This window comes from Thauera sp. SDU_THAU2, from assembly GCF_038260575.1.
Lineage (GTDB): Bacteria > Pseudomonadota > Gammaproteobacteria > Burkholderiales > Rhodocyclaceae > Thauera.
Genome location: NZ_JBBWUN010000003.1, coordinates 1,774,583 through 1,790,822, shown reverse-complemented (window position 1 = coordinate 1,790,822; position 16,240 = coordinate 1,774,583). Strand labels below are relative to the sequence as shown.

Sequence of the window (16,240 nt, the reverse complement as noted above, 5' to 3'; positions counted from 1 at the left end):
CAACTCCCGGATCCATCATGAAAGTCGTTGTCGTTGGTCGCTTTCCTCCACCTTACGGCGGAGTGAGCATTTTCGTTAAGCGAAAATACGAGTCGATGCGTTCAGCCGGTGCTGGATATGTCGACTTGAGGAGCCGGTGGTGGCCGGTGAAGCTGTTCTGGCTTGTCATTTCCTCGCGATGCGAGTTCTATGTGAATACGGGGAATATCCATTTTCTCCTTGCATGCTATCTGCTTGGCGCCCTCAGGCGTTCCTATATTTACGATCACAACGCCTCCCGGCGAAACTGGGGCAGGGGCCGGCTGGAAAGGCTTTACATTTTTCTGGTGAAGAGTGCGTTGGGGGTCAGGGTTGTTCACCAACACCTCAAGGCTGGATATGAGAGCAGGGGGTTGGGGCACAAGGTCGAAGTGGAGAGCCCCTTTTTGCCGCCGGTGGAGTCTGAGCAGGCGGAGATACTGAAAAGCTACCCGAAAGAGGTCGTGGATTTTCTGGCAAGCACGCATGGCTTGAAGATGGCGCTTTCCGCGTCCGTGTATGTACGGGATGGTGCCGGGCGCGACGTTTATGGCATCGATGCGCTCATCGAGGCGCTCGAATATCTCCAGGGAGCGGGATGCAAGCCGCGCTGCCTGCTTGCAATCGCGGAGTTCGACGAAAGCCTCCTGCCCCGTGATCTGGCTGTGCGCATGGACAGGCTGGCGTCGGCCGGAGTGCTTGTGAAAATGCTGGGGCAGTATCAGTTCTGGCCGGTATACAAGAGGGTGCATGTCTTTCTTCGCCTCACCTCGACCGACGGAGACAGCATCAGTATCAGGGAGGCCATTCATTTCGGCTGCCCTGTCCTTGCATCCGATGTCGTACCCCGCCCGGATGGCGTGAAGCTCTATGGATATGGCAACCAGGACGAATTGAACGCGCTGCTTCACGGTTTGAAGAACGGCTCGGAGCAATCCGAATCGCCGATGCGGATTTTGAATCAGAACACATGAGAGACTGCCATGCAGACAGCGCTCTCTTGTTGGTGAGCCGAGTCGAACGACGATGGATCTATTGAGCAAGGCGGGACTCTATTGGCGCACCTTGCGCCATCTGCGGCCGGTGCAGTTCTATGGCCGGATATGGTTCCGATATTCACGGCCCAAGCCTGACTTGCGTCCGGCGCCTGCCCTTCGTGCCCATAGGGGTACGTGGCAGGCAAGCGCACGGCGACTGGCGAGCATGAATGGACCGCGGCAATTCGTTTTCTTGAACGAGCCGGGCGGACTGGACGAGATCGGCTGGGACGGACCTCAGCGTGAAAAGCTGTGGCGCTACAACCAGCACTATTTCGATGATCTCAACGCGATCGGTGCCGAGCAGCGGTACGCCTGGCATGCCGCCCTGATCGAGGATTGGATCCGGCACAATCCGCCCGGGCAGGGTAACGGCTGGGAGCCGTATCCGCTTTCGCTGCGCATTGTCAATTGGATCAAATGGGCGCTGGCCGGCGGAGAGCTGCCGCCGGCGGCACGGCACAGCCTGGCAGTGCAGGCGCGCTGGCTGAGCAAGCGGCTGGAGATCCATCTGCTGGGCAACCATCTGTTTGCCAATGCCAAGGCCTTGATGTTTGCCGGCCTGTTCTTCGAAGGCGCGGAGGCAGACGGCTGGAGAAGGACGGCGCTGAGAATTCTGGCGCGCGAGATATCCGAACAGATACTGGCCGATGGCGGCCACTTCGAACTCAGTACGATGTATCACGTGCTGGCCCTGGAGGATGTGCTCGATCTGGTCAATATCGCCGCTTGCCATGAATCAGCGGCACCCGAGGATTGCGCGCTGGTCCGTGCCTGGCTAGTGCCGAAGGTTGCGGCGATGATGCATTGGTTGCGGACGATGTGCCATCCGGACGGCGAGATCTCTCTGTTCAATGATTCAGCGATCGGCATTGCCCCCTCGGTGGCCGAGATGGAAGCGTACTTCGCGCGCTGCTTTCCGGCCGTGAGCGTGCCGATGCCGGAACCGATGAAAGTATTGGCAGCCAGTGGCTATGTGCGGCTGGCATCGGACGCAGCGCTTGCCTTGCTGGATGTGGCACGGGTGGGGCCGGATTACCTGCCAGGGCATGCGCATGCCGACACACTGAGCTTCGAGCTGTCCTTGTTCGGGCAGCGCTTCCTGGTGAATGGCGGAACTTCGTGCTACGGCACGAGTGCCGAACGCCTGCGCCAGCGCGGTACCGCAGCACACAACACGGTGATTGTCGATGGCATGGATTCGTCCGAGGTGTGGGGCGGCTTTCGAGTCGCGGGGCGCGCATATCCGCGTGGGCTGACATGCAGGGAGGAGGGTGCCTGCCTGCAGGTGAGCTGCAGCCACGACGGCTATCGCCGGCTGAAAGGGCGTCCGCTGCACACGCGGAGCTGGTTCCTGCAGCCTGGTGAGCTGAGCGTCATGGATGGCTTGACGGGTGCTTATGCCGAGGCGGTGGCGCAGTATCGCTTCCATCCCGATGTGGCACTTTCGATCGAGGACGATGGACGCCGGGGGAGTGCCGTGCTGCCAGGCGGCCAGCCCGTGGAATGGGCGATCGAGCGCGGCGTGGGGGAACTGGTGGAATCCTCGTGGCATCCCCACTTCGGCGTGTCGAGGCCGTGCAGGCTGCTACGCGTGCGGATGGTGGACCGAAGTGCCCATGTACGCTTTTCGTGGCCTGCGGAAGATGCCGATTCGTACGCGACCAAGCATGCCACTCATGCCGCAGCCTTGTAGTCGCCATTCAATAGATCCAATACTCAATCATTGCCGCCATCCCTATGCACATTCTTTTTCTGACTGACAATTTCCCGCCCGAGGTGAATGCCCCGGCCAGCCGTACTTTCGAGCATTGCCGCGAGTGGAGGAACATGGGTCACGAGATCACGGTGATCACTTGCGCGCCGAATTTTCCCAAGGGCAAGGTCTTCGATGGTTATCGAAACCGCCTGTGGCAGGCGGAGGAGGTCGAAGGCATCCGCGTGATTCGGGTATGGTCCTACATCACGGCAAACGAGGGTTTCGTGAAGCGCATCCTGGACTACCAGAGCTTCATGCTGTCGGCAGTACTGGCCAGCCCCTTCGTGCGCAAGGTCGACCTGATAGTGGGCACGTCGCCACAATTCTTCACCGCATGCGCGGCATATGCGGCGAGTCGGATGAAGCGTGTGCCCTGGGTATTCGAGCTGCGCGATCTCTGGCCGGAGTCGATCCGTGCGGTAGGGGCGATGAAGGAATCGAAAGCGCTGGATCTCGTCGAGAAGCTCGAGCTTTTTCTGTATCGGCAGGCGAACGCAGTGGTGACGGTGACCAACGCCTTTCGCGAGAACCTGATCAGGCGCGGAATCGACGGGCAAAAAATCGATGTCGTGACCAACGGTGTCGATATCAGCCGCTTCAAACCCCGGCAGAAGGATGCCGAATTGCTCGCTCGGCTGGGGCTGGAGGGCAAGTTCATCGCCGGCTACATCGGCACGCATGGAATGGCGCATGCGCTGGATACGCTGCTGGAAGCCGCCGCCAAGCTGAAGGCCTTGCCCGATGGCGACCGATATCGGCTGCTTCTGCTGGGTGACGGCGCTTGCAAGGCGGATCTGGTACTGAAGGCGCGGTCGATGGGGCTGGACAACGTTGTGTTCGTCGATTCGGTATCCAAGCAGGAAGTCGTGCGCTATTGGTCCCTGCTCGACGTGTCGATCATCCATCTGCGCAAGACGGAGCTCTTCACGACGGTGATCCCATCGAAACTGTTCGAATGCATGGGCATGGGCATTCCGGTGCTGCACGGTGTCTCGGGCGAATCGGCCGATATCGTGCAAGAGGAAGGCGCAGGCATCGTTTTCGAACCGGAAAACGCAGATGCGCTCTGCGACGGCGTGGTGAGGATGTTCGAGGATCGGACAGCGTACGAGCGATACCGCAGCAAGGGGCTGGGAGGGGCCCGGAAGTATGACAGAAAGGAATTGGCGCGACGGATGCTGACGGTGCTGGAGGCCGTAGTGGATGATGCTCGGGGCAAGAAGCGGTTTGCGCGATGAAAGGGGCTATTCCAGCCCGAATTCGAACGTACTGACAACGCGCAAGCGCTTGCCGATGGTACGCGAGCTGTCCATGTCGCTGCCGTCGTCGTCCAGGATGCGGATGGCGCCCTGATTTGCGCTCTTCAATGGCCCGAGACGGGCGCCGGCATCGGCCGCGAACTTGCCGGCCTGCTCGCGTGCGCTGCGTGTAGCTTCTTCCAGCAACAAGGGCTTGATGTCGTTGAAGCCGCGCAATTGATAGCGCGGCCATTCCCCCTGGCCATCTCCGCCGAGCTGGATGCCGGCAGCAATCAAGGGGTCGACCTTGTTCGAGGCAGCGGCGACGGCATCGACCCGAGCAGATTTCACCGTGACTTGCCCCTGGCCGTTGAAACGCAGGGCGACACGCTCGGGGCCATATTCGCGTGCGAGAAGATCCTGCACCTGCAGCGGACGTATCTCGATCTCCGCATCCTCGAACCCCTGGCTGTGCAGGAAGGACACGATCTGCTCGCGATCCGTGGTCAGCGCTCGTTGAACGGTGCCGAACTCATCTGCCGCACGGCGGAAACTCAGGGTCCATACCGCGAAATCACTCTTTACGTCACGTTCGGCAAGGCCTTTCACGGTGATGCTGCGATCGGCCATCCTGAAGTGCTCGATCCCCTTTCCCACCTGAAAGCCTGCAAATGCAACACCGCCGGCGAGCAGCAGGGCAGGAAGCAGGCCGATTCGTGTTTCAGACATGAGAGGGCTCCAGGCAGGTCGGGGAAGGGGACAGCATCAAATCCTGGCGATCCATTGCTCGACGGCTTCGGCAATGATGTCATAAGCCAGTTGGTGGGCTTCCTGCGGCTCGCGATAGGGGTCGGGCACTTCGGCCTTGCTCCAGTGGCCGAGCAGGAAGGTCTTGCCGCGCGTGGTTGGATCGAGGTCGTTCGTGTAGTCGAGATGATGCTTTTCCATGCCGAGAATGAGATCGGCCCAGCGCGTCAACTCGAGGTTGAGCTGTTGTGCCCGATGGCCACCAAGATCGATCTGGTGCAGGCCGGCCACCTGCTGGGTAGTCTGGTCGGCACTGTGATCGACGAGAGCGCCAATGCCGGCGGAACGAACGAGAACCTTCTTGCCCTGCGCCTGTGCGCGGTCGCGGAGAAGGGCTTCGGCCAATGGGCTGCGGCAGATGTTGCCCGTGCAAAGGATAAGTATCTTTTCGAACATGGCCCTAGCGTAAAAAAAACCGACGCCCTCCGTCGAGGGCGTCGGTTTCGAGATGTTACTGAAGCAACGGGATCAGGCGGCTTGCTTACGGCGGCGGAGTACGGCGAGACCAGCCATGCCCAGGCCCAGCAGGGCCAGGGAAGCGGGTTCGGGCACCTGAGTCGAGGTCGGCGTTGCAGTGATCGCCAGATTGTCGATACTGAAGCTGCCGCCGATGACGGGAACGTTGCCGATGAAGTCGAGCAGGAGCTGACCTGCGCCAGGCCAGCCAGCAGCAGTTTCAGTGACCTCCAGAACGACCGATGTGTCAGTGATCGTGCCTTCGACGCTGAAAGTGCCGGCTCCCGACGGATCGACGAACGAAGTCCCCAGCAGGGAATTCAGGAAGCCGAGAATACCCATGGTCGTGGAGCCATCGTAGCCACCGCTGAAACTGACGCCGATGGGGGAGGTGACGGCACCAGCACCGAAGGCGAAGGGGTAGTTGCCCTCGGCCAGGCCACTGAAGCTGACGTCGCCGGTGAACAGCGAGGTGAGGCTGCTTGTCGTGAACGTACGGCTTCCGAGCAGCGGAACGGTGAGCTCGACCGAAGCGCTTCCACCCGAGGTGCCGGGCCCGGCGCTGATTTCATAGCTGCCACTCGGACCAACGTTGACCACGCCGCTGCCTGAAAGGCCGGTGAGGCTGACCGTGTAGGTGTTCGGCGAGCCGTCGGCAAATCCAGCGATGCTGAAACCGCCGCTGAGGCTGTTGACCTGACTGACATAAGCAGCCGATGCTCCGGCACTGAAGGTTGCGAGAGCCGCGGTGGCAGCGATGAAGGCAGTTTTCTTCATGAGTGATTCCTGTCTGTACGTCACGGCTGGCGTGTGGCCAGAGTGCGAGGGTTTAACGTCGTCGCAACGTGAAGGTCGCAGGCCATTCTAAAGCAATATTTACACCAACTTGATCAAATAGCTGAAATAAATAATATTTCCATGACTGTTTCAAAAAGTTTGCAGCACGAGTGTAAATTATCCCGACAAATTTCTGGTGAAAACAATGGTTGCTCGCACCCTCTTGCGCATGGGAGATCCGCGTCTCCTCGAACAGGCCAAACCCGTCACGTCGTTCGGAACGCCTGAACTGGACGAATTGATCGCCGACATGTTCGACACGATGACCGCAAATGGCGGTGTTGGTCTGGCGGCGCCGCAGATCGGCGTCGGCCTGCAGCTGGTGATTTTCGGCTTCGAGCACAGCGAACGCTATCCTGACGCCCCGGCAGTACCGCGCACGATCCTGCTGAATCCGGTCATCACGCCGCTGGACGACATGATGGAGGAGGGGTGGGAGGGTTGTCTGTCGGTCCCCGGGCTGCGTGGCGTGGTGGCACGCCATCGACGCATCCGCTACCAAGGCTTCGACCCGCAAGGGAAGTCCATCGATCGCGTGGCCGAGGGTTTTCATGCCCGCGTAGTGCAGCATGAATGCGATCATCTCGCCGGGGTGCTGTATCCGATGCGGATCAGCGACTTCACCCGCTTCGGGTTCACCGACGTGCTGTTTCCAGACATGGAAGGGCGCTGAGCGCGGGACCGGACATTGCACGCGTGCCCATGAGCAGGGCGCTGCGCGAGCATTCATTCTCTCAAAGTTGGAGTGAGCTTCCTGATGGACAACACGCAAATCCGCATCGGTATCGCCGGCTACGGAAACCTGGGGCGCGGCGTCGAGGCCGCCATCGCCAGGAACCCGGACATGACCCTGGTCGGCGTATTCACTCGCCGTCCGCCGGAGTCGGTGAAGCCGTTGTCCGCACAGACCCCGGTACGGCCCATCGATGCATTGTCCGACCATCGTGACACGATCGACGTCCTGATTCTATGTGGCGGCTCCAAGGACGATCTGCCACGTCAGGGACCGGAGATGGCGGCAAGGTTCAACATCGTCGACAGCTTCGATACGCATGCGCGCATCCCGGAGTACTTCGACGCGGTCGACGCGCCGGCACGCGCAAACGGCAAAACGGCCTTGATTTCCATCGGCTGGGATCCAGGCATGTTTTCCATCAATCGCCTGTATGGCGAAGCCTTGCTGCCCGATGGCACAACGTACACGTTCTGGGGCAGGGGGCTGAGCCAGGGGCATTCCGATGCCATCCGCCGCGTGCCCGGGGTTAAGGCGGGGGTGCAGTACACGCTGCCGTCACAGGACGCGATCGAGCAAGTGCGCAGTGGCTCGCGCCCCGAACTGACGATCCGTCAGAAACACACGCGTGAATGTTACGTCGTGTTGAACGAAGGCGCCGATGCAGCCGAAATCGAGCAAGCCATCGTCACCATGCCCAACTATTTCGCCGATTACGACACCACGGTCCATTTCATCAGCGAAGAGATCTTGCTCCGCGAACACAAGCGCATGCCGCATGGCGGCTTCGTCATTCGCAGCGGCAACACCACGGAAGCGCACGCCCAAGTGATCGAGTATTCACTCCAGCTCGAAAGCAATCCCGAATTCACCGCCAGCGTTCTGGTGGCCTATGCGCGGGCAGCCTATCGGCTGAACGTACAGGGCCAGTTCGGCGCCAAGACCGCCTTCGATGTGGCGCCCGGGCTGCTGTCGATCAAAACACCGGCTCAACTGCGCAAAGAGCTGCTTTGATCGGTTCATTTGCATGTTGACCGGAAAGGACGATCAGCCCACGGCCACCAGGCGTTCAGTTGTGTGCAGAGGAAGCCGGCGCTGACGGCCCTGCGGTCCCCGATACTTGAACGGGCTGGATGCGGATATGCGTCGGTGCCTTGCTGGTGAACAGCAACAACGACACGATACCGAGGAACGCGATCAGCGCAGCGAGCGTGACCAAGACATTGGTTTTCATGGAGAGCATGGTAGCCAGACAAGGGGGTGACATCCATGACGCCGATCACGCTGAAGCACTGAATTTTCATGTTCGCTGGTCGATCGGGAGGCGGGCCAGAAATAGTCACCTCGAGAGTGCATCAAAACCGCGATAATTTGTATTATGTAAACTTTTAAACACAAGCTCCGCAAGATCAAGACTGCTTTCCTGGCTCTTCTCATTAGAGTGTCGCCCCATGCCAACCACTAAGCTTAGCCCCGGTTCCCTTCGACAAGGTCAGGTTCTCGACCTGGCCGAGTTGCTGGGCTCCGAATGGGAAGGCTTCAGCCTAGCAGCCGATGGCCTGCAGCATCCAGCATGGCGCCGGCCGTTCTCGTGCGGCGAGTTGCGCGCCATGTTCTGGCGGTGTCAGCAAGTCACAATCCTCGAGCACGAACTAGCACGCACCCGAGCCGAGATCGAGCACGCCCAGGTGGCCAGCGATGCCGCCGAGCAGCGCGCGGCATGGTATCGCAAACAGTTGATCCTGGAGTCCCGGCTCGGTGCAATGCTGAACCGTTTGATCGCCTGAATCACTCCGCCCTGGCTTGCCTAGCCACTACCGTCTCGTCGTAGCGCGGGCCGTGCTAGAGACTTCCGCCTTGGTTGGTATGACACATCCCGGCGGTCAACACCGATCCATCGTGACCAACGTCATGCAGGAAATGTAACAGCGACATCTATCATCCGGGCATGAAGAAAGACAGCATCATCGCCGCTCTGCTGACCGCCGCATTATTCTCGACGATCGGCTACTTCGTCATGCAGGAAGACCAAGCGCCGCCGCTGCCTCCAGTCGTGCAAGCGCCTGAACACCCTGCCCCGGCTAGCGTGCCGGCACCGCTCCAGCAACAGCACACGAATGGCTTGTACAAATGCGTCATGGCCGGTCGGACGATCTACCAGGACCGCCCGTGCGAGGAAGGCCAGCAAGCGATGCTGGGAGGCACGATGTCTGTCGTTCCCCGCCATCCGATTCCGCCACGTCAGCAACAGGCGGCAGCACCGGCGCCAAGTCGTCAGCGCGTGGCAAAGGTAGAGCCTCAGCCGCCGAAGGAGCCTCCAAGCTGCGTATGGCTTCGCAAGCGCATACGTCAGATCGACGCACAAGCCCGCCAGAAATCCACCCAAAGCCTAACCGACGAACGTCGAGAAGTAGGAAACCGGATGTCTGAGCTGAAGTGCAGTCACATGGACTAGGCGCACGCCGTGATTGCTCTCCCATTTGCTCTTCCTCTGTCCACCTCCGCCACACGGTGTGGGAGCGACTTTGCTCGACGTTGCCTAAACCCCATCAGGCAGCTTCGACCGCATCGCCTCCTTGCGGTCGAAACGCTCGCCATCGGCGACGAAAGTGCCGTCGCCGATGGCATGCAGCATGCGCTGGTCGGATTTCTGGTGATCGACATACGCGGCCAGGCCGTCGAGTACGACGATGCCGTGCGGAGCGATGATCTCTGCGACCCGGCATTCGATGTTGGCGAGGCATTGTGCGATCAGCGGGGCCTGCACGTGCTTGCCTTTGCAGGGTGTGAGGCCGAAGCGCGTGAACTTGTCGGTATCCGCGCCCGAGCAGGTGCCGATGCCGATCACGGTGTCGAGCATGTCGGCGGACGGGATGGCGATGACGCATTCGCGCGTTTCCTCCAGCGCGGTGAATGAGTGGTTCCATGCACCGGTGCAGATTGCAAAGCGCGGCGTGAAGTCCAAGACCATCGTCCACGAGATGGTCATGATGTTGCTTTTGCCCGCATGGCGCGTCGTGACGAGCACGACCGGGCCGGGTTCGAGCAGCGTGAAGATCCTTGCAGCGGCAAGGGGTTCCATCATGCTGGAGTCCTCCACATATGCTCACGGCTCCAGCGCTGGGCCGAAAAACCCTTGACCGCACGCTTGGCCGCCAGCAGTTGATGAGCGGAGATCCAGCCATACTCGAAGGCTTGAGCGCTACCGGCCATGTAGATCCGCCACACGCGATAGGTCCGCTCTCCGACAAGCCGGATGGCACCATCGTGGTGCGCATCGAGGCGCTCGACCCAATGCTGCAGCGTTCGCGCGTAATGGGGACGCAAGCCCTCGACGTCGAAAACCTCCAGTTGTTGATTTTCCATCGCTGCGGCTGCCTGGGCCATGATCGGCAGCTCTCCATCGGGAAACACATAGCGGTCGATGAAGTCGCCCGCGCCGTCTCTGACTGCCTCATCCCCCGCGCGGGTGGTGATGCCGTGGTTCAACACCAGGCCGTCATCCGTCAGCAGCCGACTGATGGTGCCGAAATATACGGGCAGATTGCGTATGCCGACATGTTCGAACATGCCCACCGACGCGATCTTGTCGAATACCCCCTGGCCCGGGATGTGGCGATAGTCCTGCAGACGCACGTCGATTGCCCCTTCCAGGCCCAGTTCGCGGATGCGCTGCCGTGCGTAGATGAACTGCTGTTCGCTCAATGTCACGCCGGTGGCCTTCACCCCGTAATGACGATGAGCCCACAGCAGCAGCGCACCCCAGCCGCAGCCGATGTCGAGGAAGCGCTCTCCCGGCTCGAGCTGGAGCTTGCGGCAGATGAGGTCGAGCTTGGCTTGCTGTGCCTGCTCCAAGGTCTCCGATCCGCTCGGAAAATAGGCGCAGGAATAAACCATCTCGGGGTCGAGCCACAACCGATAGAAATCGTTCGAGACGTCGTAGTGATGCGCGATGGCCCGTTTGTCGCTGGCCGGCTTATGCCGCCAGAGGCGCCATCCCGTGATCCGGTTCAGCAGACGCCGATGGGCACTCCCGGCATGCGCGAGTTCGATCGCCAGTCGGACGATGTCCAGCGCGCTTCCTTCGACATCGATCTCGCCGTGGATGTAGGCTCGCGCAAGCGTGCCGAGATCGGGGGGCAGCAGTTTGAGCGCCGTTTCGGGATGCGGAAGACGCAAGATGACCGAGGCCGGACCACTGCCCAGCGTTTCAGTACGGCCATCTCCCAATTGCAGGCCCAGCGCCAGACCGCGATCGGCGACGAGTCGGCGCAATGCCTCGACAAGGGGCGAAGAAGAATCCATGCACGCCTCCTGAAGCCTGACCAACATCGGATCATGTTGGAAAATCCAGGTGCAAGAGAGCCGCATAGCGTGCCCTGCAGGTTCGCCGGTCTGCGCTTTCGAAGCAGCGTTCATCGGCATGCAGCGGCGCGCGCATCCGCGGCATCGCCACGCAGACGCATTAGCGTCTCTGCTGCTGATTCTTGCAAAACAGGCAGGGTTTTGCAAAACGAGACGAAGTACGTTGAAACCCGATGGTGCGGGGGAAGAGACTCGAACTCTCACGCCTTGCGGCGCTGGAACCTAAATCCAGTGCGTCCTACCAATTCCGCCACCCCCGCATCGGCAGCGAAGCGGGCCGCATTATACATGGTCTCTTCGCGGACCTGCCCGCGGTTCGGCCCCGGGAAGGGCAGCCACGCTCGCAGCAGCCCTCCCCCTTCCAGCCTCAGTTCGAACTGCGGCCGTAGGTATCCTCGAAACGCACGATGTCGTCCTCGCCGAGATAGCTGCCGGACTGCACTTCGATGATCTCCAGCGGCACCTTGCCCGGATTCGCCAGCCGGTGCGTATGTCCCAGCGGAATGTAGGTCGACTCGTTCTCGGCCAGCAGGAAGACGCGCTCGCCGTTGGTGACTTCGGCCGTGCCCTTGACCACGATCCAGTGCTCGGCGCGGTGGTGGTGCATCTGCAGGCTGAGCTTGGCGCCCGGGTTGACGACGATGCGCTTGACCTGGAAGCGCTCGCCTTCGTCGATCGAGTCGTACCAGCCCCAGGGGCGATAGACCTTCCGGTGGCTCTGCGTCAGGCTCCGGCCTTCGGCCTTCAGGCGGGCGACGACCTTCTTCACGTCCTGGGTGCGGTCCTTGTGCGCCACCATCACCGCATCGGGCGTCTCGACGACGATCATGTCCTCGCAGCCGACCGCAGCCACCAGCCGGTCGTTGGCATGCACCAGGGTATTGCGGCACCCCTCGAACAGCACTTCGCCACGGCCGGCATTGCCCGCCTCGTCCTTGCCGGATACCGCCCACAGCGCATCCCAGGCGCCGACGTCCGACCAGCCTGCCGACATCGGCACGACGACGCCTTTGCCCGCTTCCGGTGCGTTGGCCAGGCGCTCCATGACGGCATAGTCGATCGAGTCGCTCGGGCAGCGCTCGAAGGCACCCTGCTCCAGGCGGATGAAATCGGCATCCGGCTTGCGGCCGTCGTAAGCGGCCCGGCAGGCCTCGGCGATGTCGGCCCTGAAACGCTCGATGGCGCGCAGCCAGACCGAGGCCTTCATCATGAAGATGCCGCTGTTCCAGAAATATTCGCCGCTTTCGAGATAGCGCTGGGCGGTGTCGACATCCGGCTTCTCGACGAACTCGGCCAGTTCGCGCCCTCCGCCGATCGCCTGGCCGGCGCGGATGTAGCCGTAGCCGGTCTCTGCGCGATCGGGCACGATGCCGAAGGTCACCAGCATGCCGTCCGCGGCCAGGCTGCTGCCCTGCGCGATGGCTTGCTGGAATGCGGCGAGATCGGTGATGACGTGGTCGGCCGGCATCACCAGCAGCACCGGATCGCCCTCCTCCAGTGCCGCGAGCGCTGCCAGGGTCAGCGCCGGTGCGGTGTTGCGGCCGAAAGGCTCGAGCACGATCTGGGGCGAACGCACGCCGATCTGGCGCAGTTGTTCGGCAATGATGAAGCGATATTCCTCATTGGTCACGACGAGCGGGCGTCGATCGACTTCGCCGCCGGCGAAGTCGTCGAGGCGGACAGCGGTTTCCTGCAGCAGCGAGCGCTCGCTGGTCAGCGGCAGCAACTGCTTGGGATGGTTCTCGCGCGAGGCCGGCCACAGCCGGGTACCCGAGCCACCGGAAAGAATGACGCTCTTGATGATCATGTCGATAGGATTCCAGTCGATTGTTCGAAATTGATCGGTAGTCGATCGCCCTCAGCCGAGCTCGTCCAGCATGCGCGCCACGCCGTCGCGCCAGTCGGGCAGGTGCAGGTCGAAACGCTCGCGCAGGCGCCGGGTGTCGAGACGAGAGTTCAGCGGCCGCGTCGCCGGCGTCGGATAGCTCGAGGTCGGTATCGGCGCGATCTCACGCACCGCCAGTGCCTTGCCGCCAGCGCGGGTGCGGTCGATGACGAAGCTGGCGTAGCCGTGCCAGCTCGTCTGTCCGCCGGCAGCCAGGTGGTAAGTACCGCCATGGCCGCGCCCGCCCATCGTGCGGCGAATGGCATGGGCGCTGACGTCGGCAATCGGATCCGCGCCGGTCGGTGCGCCGATCTGGTCGTCGATGACGGTCAGGCGTTCCCGTTCGGCGGCCAGGCGGAGCATGGTGCGGGCAAAGTTGCCGCCCCGCGCGGCATGGACCCACGAGGTACGGAAGATCAGGTGGTCGCAGCCGCTGGTCCGGATCGCGTCCTCGCCGGCGAGTTTGGTCGCACCGTAGACGGACAAGGGCGAAGGCAGGTCGTCTTCGCGCCACGGGCGCTCGCCGCTGCCATCGAAGACGTAATCGGTCGAATAGTGCACCAGCAATGCACCGAGCGCAGCTGCCTGCCTGGCAAGCACACCCACTGCGTCGGCGTTGATTCGGTGGGCACGTTCCGCGTCGTTTTCCGCCTGATCGACGGCCGTGTAGGCCGCGGCATTGACGACGAGATCCGGTGCCAGGCGCTGCACGCTGTCGGCCAGTGCATCGAGTCGTTCCAGGTCGCCGCACAGGCCGTCGCTACCGTGGCGGTCGAGCGCAATCAGCTCGCCCAATGGCGCCAGCGCACGCTGCAGCTCCCAGCCCACCTGGCCGTTCTTGCCCAGCAGCAGGATCTTCATGCCGCCTGCCCTCGCGTGCCGTAGTTGGCCGCCACCCAGTCGCGGTAGGCACCGCTCTGCACATCCGCGACCCATTGCGGATTGTCGAGATACCACTGCACCGTCTTGCGGATGCCGCTGTCGAAGGTCTCGGCCGGCCGCCAGCCCAGTTCGCGCTCGATCTTGCGGGCATCGATGGCGTAGCGCCGGTCGTGCCCCGGGCGGTCGGTGACATGGGTGATGAGCCGTGCATGGCTGCCGTCGGCCGAGGGGCGCAACTCGTCGAGCAATGCGCAGACGCCGCGGACGATGTCGATATTGGTCTTTTCGTTCCAGCCGCCGATGTTGTAGGTCTCGCCCGGCGTGCCGCGCGCCAGCACCTCGCGGATCGCAGCGCAATGATCGGTGACGTACAGCCAGTCGCGCACGTTGAGGCCGTCGCCATACACCGGCAGCGGCTTGCCCGCCAGCGCATTGACGATCATCAGCGGAATCAGCTTCTCCGGAAACTGGCGAGGACCGTAGTTGTTCGAGCAGTTGGTGGTCAGCACCGGCAGGCCGTAAGTGTGGTGCCAGGCGCGCACCAGATGATCGCTGGCCGCCTTGCTGGCCGAATACGGGCTGTTGGGCTCGTAGGCCTTGGTTTCGGCGAAAGCAGGGTCGTCGGCGCCCAGCGAGCCGAGACTTCGTCGGTGCTGATGTGCAGGAAACGGAAAGCGGCCTGCTCCGCGGCATCGAGCGACGCGTGATGGGCACGCGCCGCCTCGAGCAGCGTGAACGTGCCTTCAACATTGGTGCGGACGAAATCACCCGGGCCATGGATCGAGCGGTCGACGTGGCTCTCGGCGGCGAAATGCACGATCGCGCGGGGCCGGTAGGTCGCCAGCAGGCGGTCGACCAAGGCGCGGTCGCAGATGTCGCCCTGCACGAAAACATGGCGTGGATCGTCCCGCAGGCTCGCCAGCGTCTCGAGGTTGCCGGCATAAGTCAGCAGGTCCAGGTTCAGGATGGCTTCGTCATCACCTGCAAGCCAGTCGAGGATGAAGTTGGCGCCGATGAAGCCCGCACCGCCGGACACGAGGATCAAGATCAAGCTCCGCTTGGGTCGAATGGCGGGATTATCGCATCATCGAAGCGGCGGCTACATCTCCAGGCGTTCCGCATAGCCGGTCATTTCGAGATAACCCTGACCGATTTCACGTTCACCGCCGTCCTCTGCCTGCTCGGACAGGCGCACCGCGCCTTCCCAGCACGGCGCCGGTCGATGCGCTGCTGTCGAGCTCCTGGTCGTCCATCAGCGGGCGCAGGCCGAGCGTGCGTCCGTCGGCAAGGTGCAGGCGCCACTCCACCGGGTAGCGTGTGCCGGTGCGTGTGGATGTCCAGTACCGCAGCGGCTCGAAGCGTACTTCGTCGGGCGCAAAGCTCCGCGCCCGGCCAACCGCATCGGCCAGCGTCCCCGCGGCCCACATCGCGCCGCCTTCGCCATCGCGCATCTGGAACAGCATCAGCGAACCGCCGTCATGCAGGTTGATGCCGATCCAGTCCCAGCCGCGCGCGCCCTGCGGCAGGATCTCCGAGGACCATTCGTGATCCAGCCAGGCATGGCCGTCCACGTCCAGAACCTTGCTGCCCAGGCGCAAGCTGCCCGACACGCCGAGCTGCGGCCGGCTGTAGTAATGGCTGGCGTTGAGCGGGTCCGGCGCCTTCTGGCTGAAACCCTGGCGGCCATTCAACAAGGGCGGCCGGCGGGAGTCGAAGCGCAGTTCGAAGCCGAATTCCTCCGTCTCGATGCGGCTGTGGTAGCGATCGCCACTGTTCCCGTCCCCCTCCTCCGGTTCCATCGACAGCGACCAGCCATCGATCTCGACATCCGTCCGGCCGGTCGCGGCGCCTGCCAGGCCGGGCCAGGCCCGTGCCGAACGTTCGGCATGGAGCAGGCGACCATTCGCCGGATCGGCCACCGCGGCATGGGCGAGGACGAGCTGGCGCGGCGCGAAACGGCTGGGGTTGTCCTCGCCGATCAGGGTGCGCACCCGGAAGAAGGTGAGCTGGAAGCCGCGCTCCGCGCCTGCGCCATCGCGCAGCCAGCCGGTGATGTACCACCACTCGGTACGGTAGTCCGGGTGGGCGCCGAAGTCATCGGGGAAGACCAGCGGCTTGCCCGGCACCACGGCCGGGTAGCCATCGGCTGCCGACGCGGATCCTGAATCCTGTGCATGAATCTCCGGTGGCAGGCACGACAGCAAGGCGATGACGACGGCGAAC

15 protein-coding genes, 1 tRNA gene and 2 pseudogenes are annotated in these 16,240 nt (G+C 62.4%); 7 read left to right on the top strand and 11 right to left on the bottom strand.

All coding sequences use genetic code 11. The features are described 5' to 3' along the window. Positions 1-17: 17 nt before the first annotated feature. From AAFL97_RS09735 to AAFL97_RS09725, 3 genes are all read left to right on the top strand, one after another. Complete coding sequence (locus AAFL97_RS09735) at positions 18-992, top strand: glycosyltransferase (protein ID WP_341644726.1); 975 nt, start codon at positions 18-20, stop codon at positions 990-992. A gap of 256 nt (positions 993-1,248) precedes the next feature. Continuing rightward, positions 1,249-2,751, top strand: a complete 1,503-nt coding sequence (locus AAFL97_RS09730; RefSeq protein ID WP_341644725.1) for a heparinase II/III family protein — start codon at positions 1,249-1,251, stop codon at positions 2,749-2,751. 44 nt (positions 2,752-2,795) lie between these two features. Further along, on the top strand, positions 2,796-4,052 hold the full coding sequence (locus AAFL97_RS09725; RefSeq protein WP_341644724.1) for a glycosyltransferase family 4 protein: 1,257 nt from the start codon (positions 2,796-2,798) through the stop codon (positions 4,050-4,052). A 6-nt stretch (positions 4,053-4,058) separates the two neighbouring features. Here the strand turns inward: AAFL97_RS09725 and AAFL97_RS09720 are convergent, their stop codons facing one another. The 3 genes from AAFL97_RS09720 to AAFL97_RS09710 all read right to left on the bottom strand — a co-directional run bounded on the left by AAFL97_RS09720 (position 4,059) and on the right by AAFL97_RS09710 (position 6,092). Beyond that, positions 4,059-4,781: an SIMPL domain-containing protein gene (locus AAFL97_RS09720; RefSeq protein WP_263459620.1), complete on the bottom strand. Its 723-nt coding sequence runs from the start codon at positions 4,779-4,781 to the stop codon at positions 4,059-4,061. 36 nt (positions 4,782-4,817) lie between these two features. Beyond that, entirely contained in the window at positions 4,818-5,255 is a 438-nt protein-coding gene (locus AAFL97_RS09715) for a low molecular weight protein-tyrosine-phosphatase (protein WP_341644723.1), read from the bottom strand. 72 nt (positions 5,256-5,327) lie between these two features. Further along, on the bottom strand, positions 5,328-6,092 hold the full coding sequence (locus tag AAFL97_RS09710; RefSeq protein ID WP_341644722.1) for a PEP-CTERM sorting domain-containing protein: 765 nt from the start codon (positions 6,090-6,092) through the stop codon (positions 5,328-5,330). Between the two features lie 205 nt (positions 6,093-6,297). Here AAFL97_RS09710 and def point away from each other — a divergent pair, with 205 nt between their 5' ends. Together def and AAFL97_RS09700 are read left to right on the top strand one after the other, a co-directional pair. Next, positions 6,298-6,825 carry a peptide deformylase gene (gene def, locus AAFL97_RS09705; protein WP_341644721.1) on the top strand — a complete coding sequence of 176 codons (528 nt, stop codon included), beginning with the start codon at positions 6,298-6,300 and terminating at the stop codon, positions 6,823-6,825. A gap of 84 nt (positions 6,826-6,909) precedes the next feature. Continuing rightward, positions 6,910-7,899 (top strand): diaminopimelate dehydrogenase, encoded by a 990-nt coding sequence (locus AAFL97_RS09700; RefSeq protein ID WP_341644720.1) that lies wholly within the window; start codon positions 6,910-6,912, stop codon positions 7,897-7,899. 55 nt (positions 7,900-7,954) lie between these two features. Here AAFL97_RS09700 and AAFL97_RS09695 read toward each other — a convergent pair whose 3' ends face one another. Continuing rightward, on the bottom strand, positions 7,955-8,119 hold the full coding sequence (locus AAFL97_RS09695; protein WP_341644719.1) for a hypothetical protein: 165 nt from the start codon (positions 8,117-8,119) through the stop codon (positions 7,955-7,957). A gap of 217 nt (positions 8,120-8,336) precedes the next feature. On the opposite strand from AAFL97_RS09695, the gene AAFL97_RS09690 reads away from it, so the two are divergent. Both AAFL97_RS09690 and AAFL97_RS09685 read left to right on the top strand, forming a co-directional pair. Then, a complete protein-coding gene (locus AAFL97_RS09690) occupies positions 8,337-8,672 on the top strand; it encodes a hypothetical protein (protein ID WP_341644718.1) in 336 nt (111 codons plus the stop codon). Positions 8,673-8,833: 161 nt separating this feature from the next. Beyond that, positions 8,834-9,340 carry a hypothetical protein gene (locus tag AAFL97_RS09685; protein ID WP_341644717.1) on the top strand — a complete coding sequence of 169 codons (507 nt, stop codon included), beginning with the start codon at positions 8,834-8,836 and terminating at the stop codon, positions 9,338-9,340. An 84-nt stretch (positions 9,341-9,424) separates the two neighbouring features. Here the strand turns inward: AAFL97_RS09685 and AAFL97_RS09680 are convergent, their stop codons facing one another. The 7 genes and pseudogenes from AAFL97_RS09680 to AAFL97_RS09650 all read right to left on the bottom strand — a co-directional run bounded on the left by AAFL97_RS09680 (position 9,425) and on the right by AAFL97_RS09650 (position 16,209). After that, positions 9,425-9,970 carry a flavin reductase family protein gene (locus AAFL97_RS09680; RefSeq protein ID WP_341644716.1) on the bottom strand — a complete coding sequence of 182 codons (546 nt, stop codon included), beginning with the start codon at positions 9,968-9,970 and terminating at the stop codon, positions 9,425-9,427. Next, positions 9,967-11,190: a cyclopropane-fatty-acyl-phospholipid synthase family protein gene (locus tag AAFL97_RS09675; protein WP_341644715.1), complete on the bottom strand. Its 1,224-nt coding sequence runs from the start codon at positions 11,188-11,190 to the stop codon at positions 9,967-9,969. The genes AAFL97_RS09680 and AAFL97_RS09675 overlap by 4 nt, the downstream gene beginning before the upstream one ends. A gap of 234 nt (positions 11,191-11,424) precedes the next feature. Continuing rightward, positions 11,425-11,510, bottom strand: a tRNA-Leu gene (locus AAFL97_RS09670). 107 nt (positions 11,511-11,617) lie between these two features. Further along, positions 11,618-13,057 (bottom strand): mannose-1-phosphate guanylyltransferase/mannose-6-phosphate isomerase, encoded by a 1,440-nt coding sequence (locus tag AAFL97_RS09665; RefSeq protein ID WP_341644714.1) that lies wholly within the window; start codon positions 13,055-13,057, stop codon positions 11,618-11,620. Between the two features lie 51 nt (positions 13,058-13,108). Next, positions 13,109-13,996: a dTDP-4-dehydrorhamnose reductase gene (gene rfbD, locus AAFL97_RS09660; protein ID WP_341644713.1), complete on the bottom strand. Its 888-nt coding sequence runs from the start codon at positions 13,994-13,996 to the stop codon at positions 13,109-13,111. Then, positions 13,993-15,062: pseudogene (rfbB, locus tag AAFL97_RS09655) on the bottom strand (dTDP-glucose 4,6-dehydratase). Before rfbB ends, rfbD begins: the two are co-directional and overlap by 4 nt. Before the next feature lie 54 nt (positions 15,063-15,116). Then, a pseudogene (locus AAFL97_RS09650) lies at positions 15,117-16,209 on the bottom strand (lipocalin-like domain-containing protein). Between the last annotated feature and the right edge of the window lie 31 nt (positions 16,210-16,240).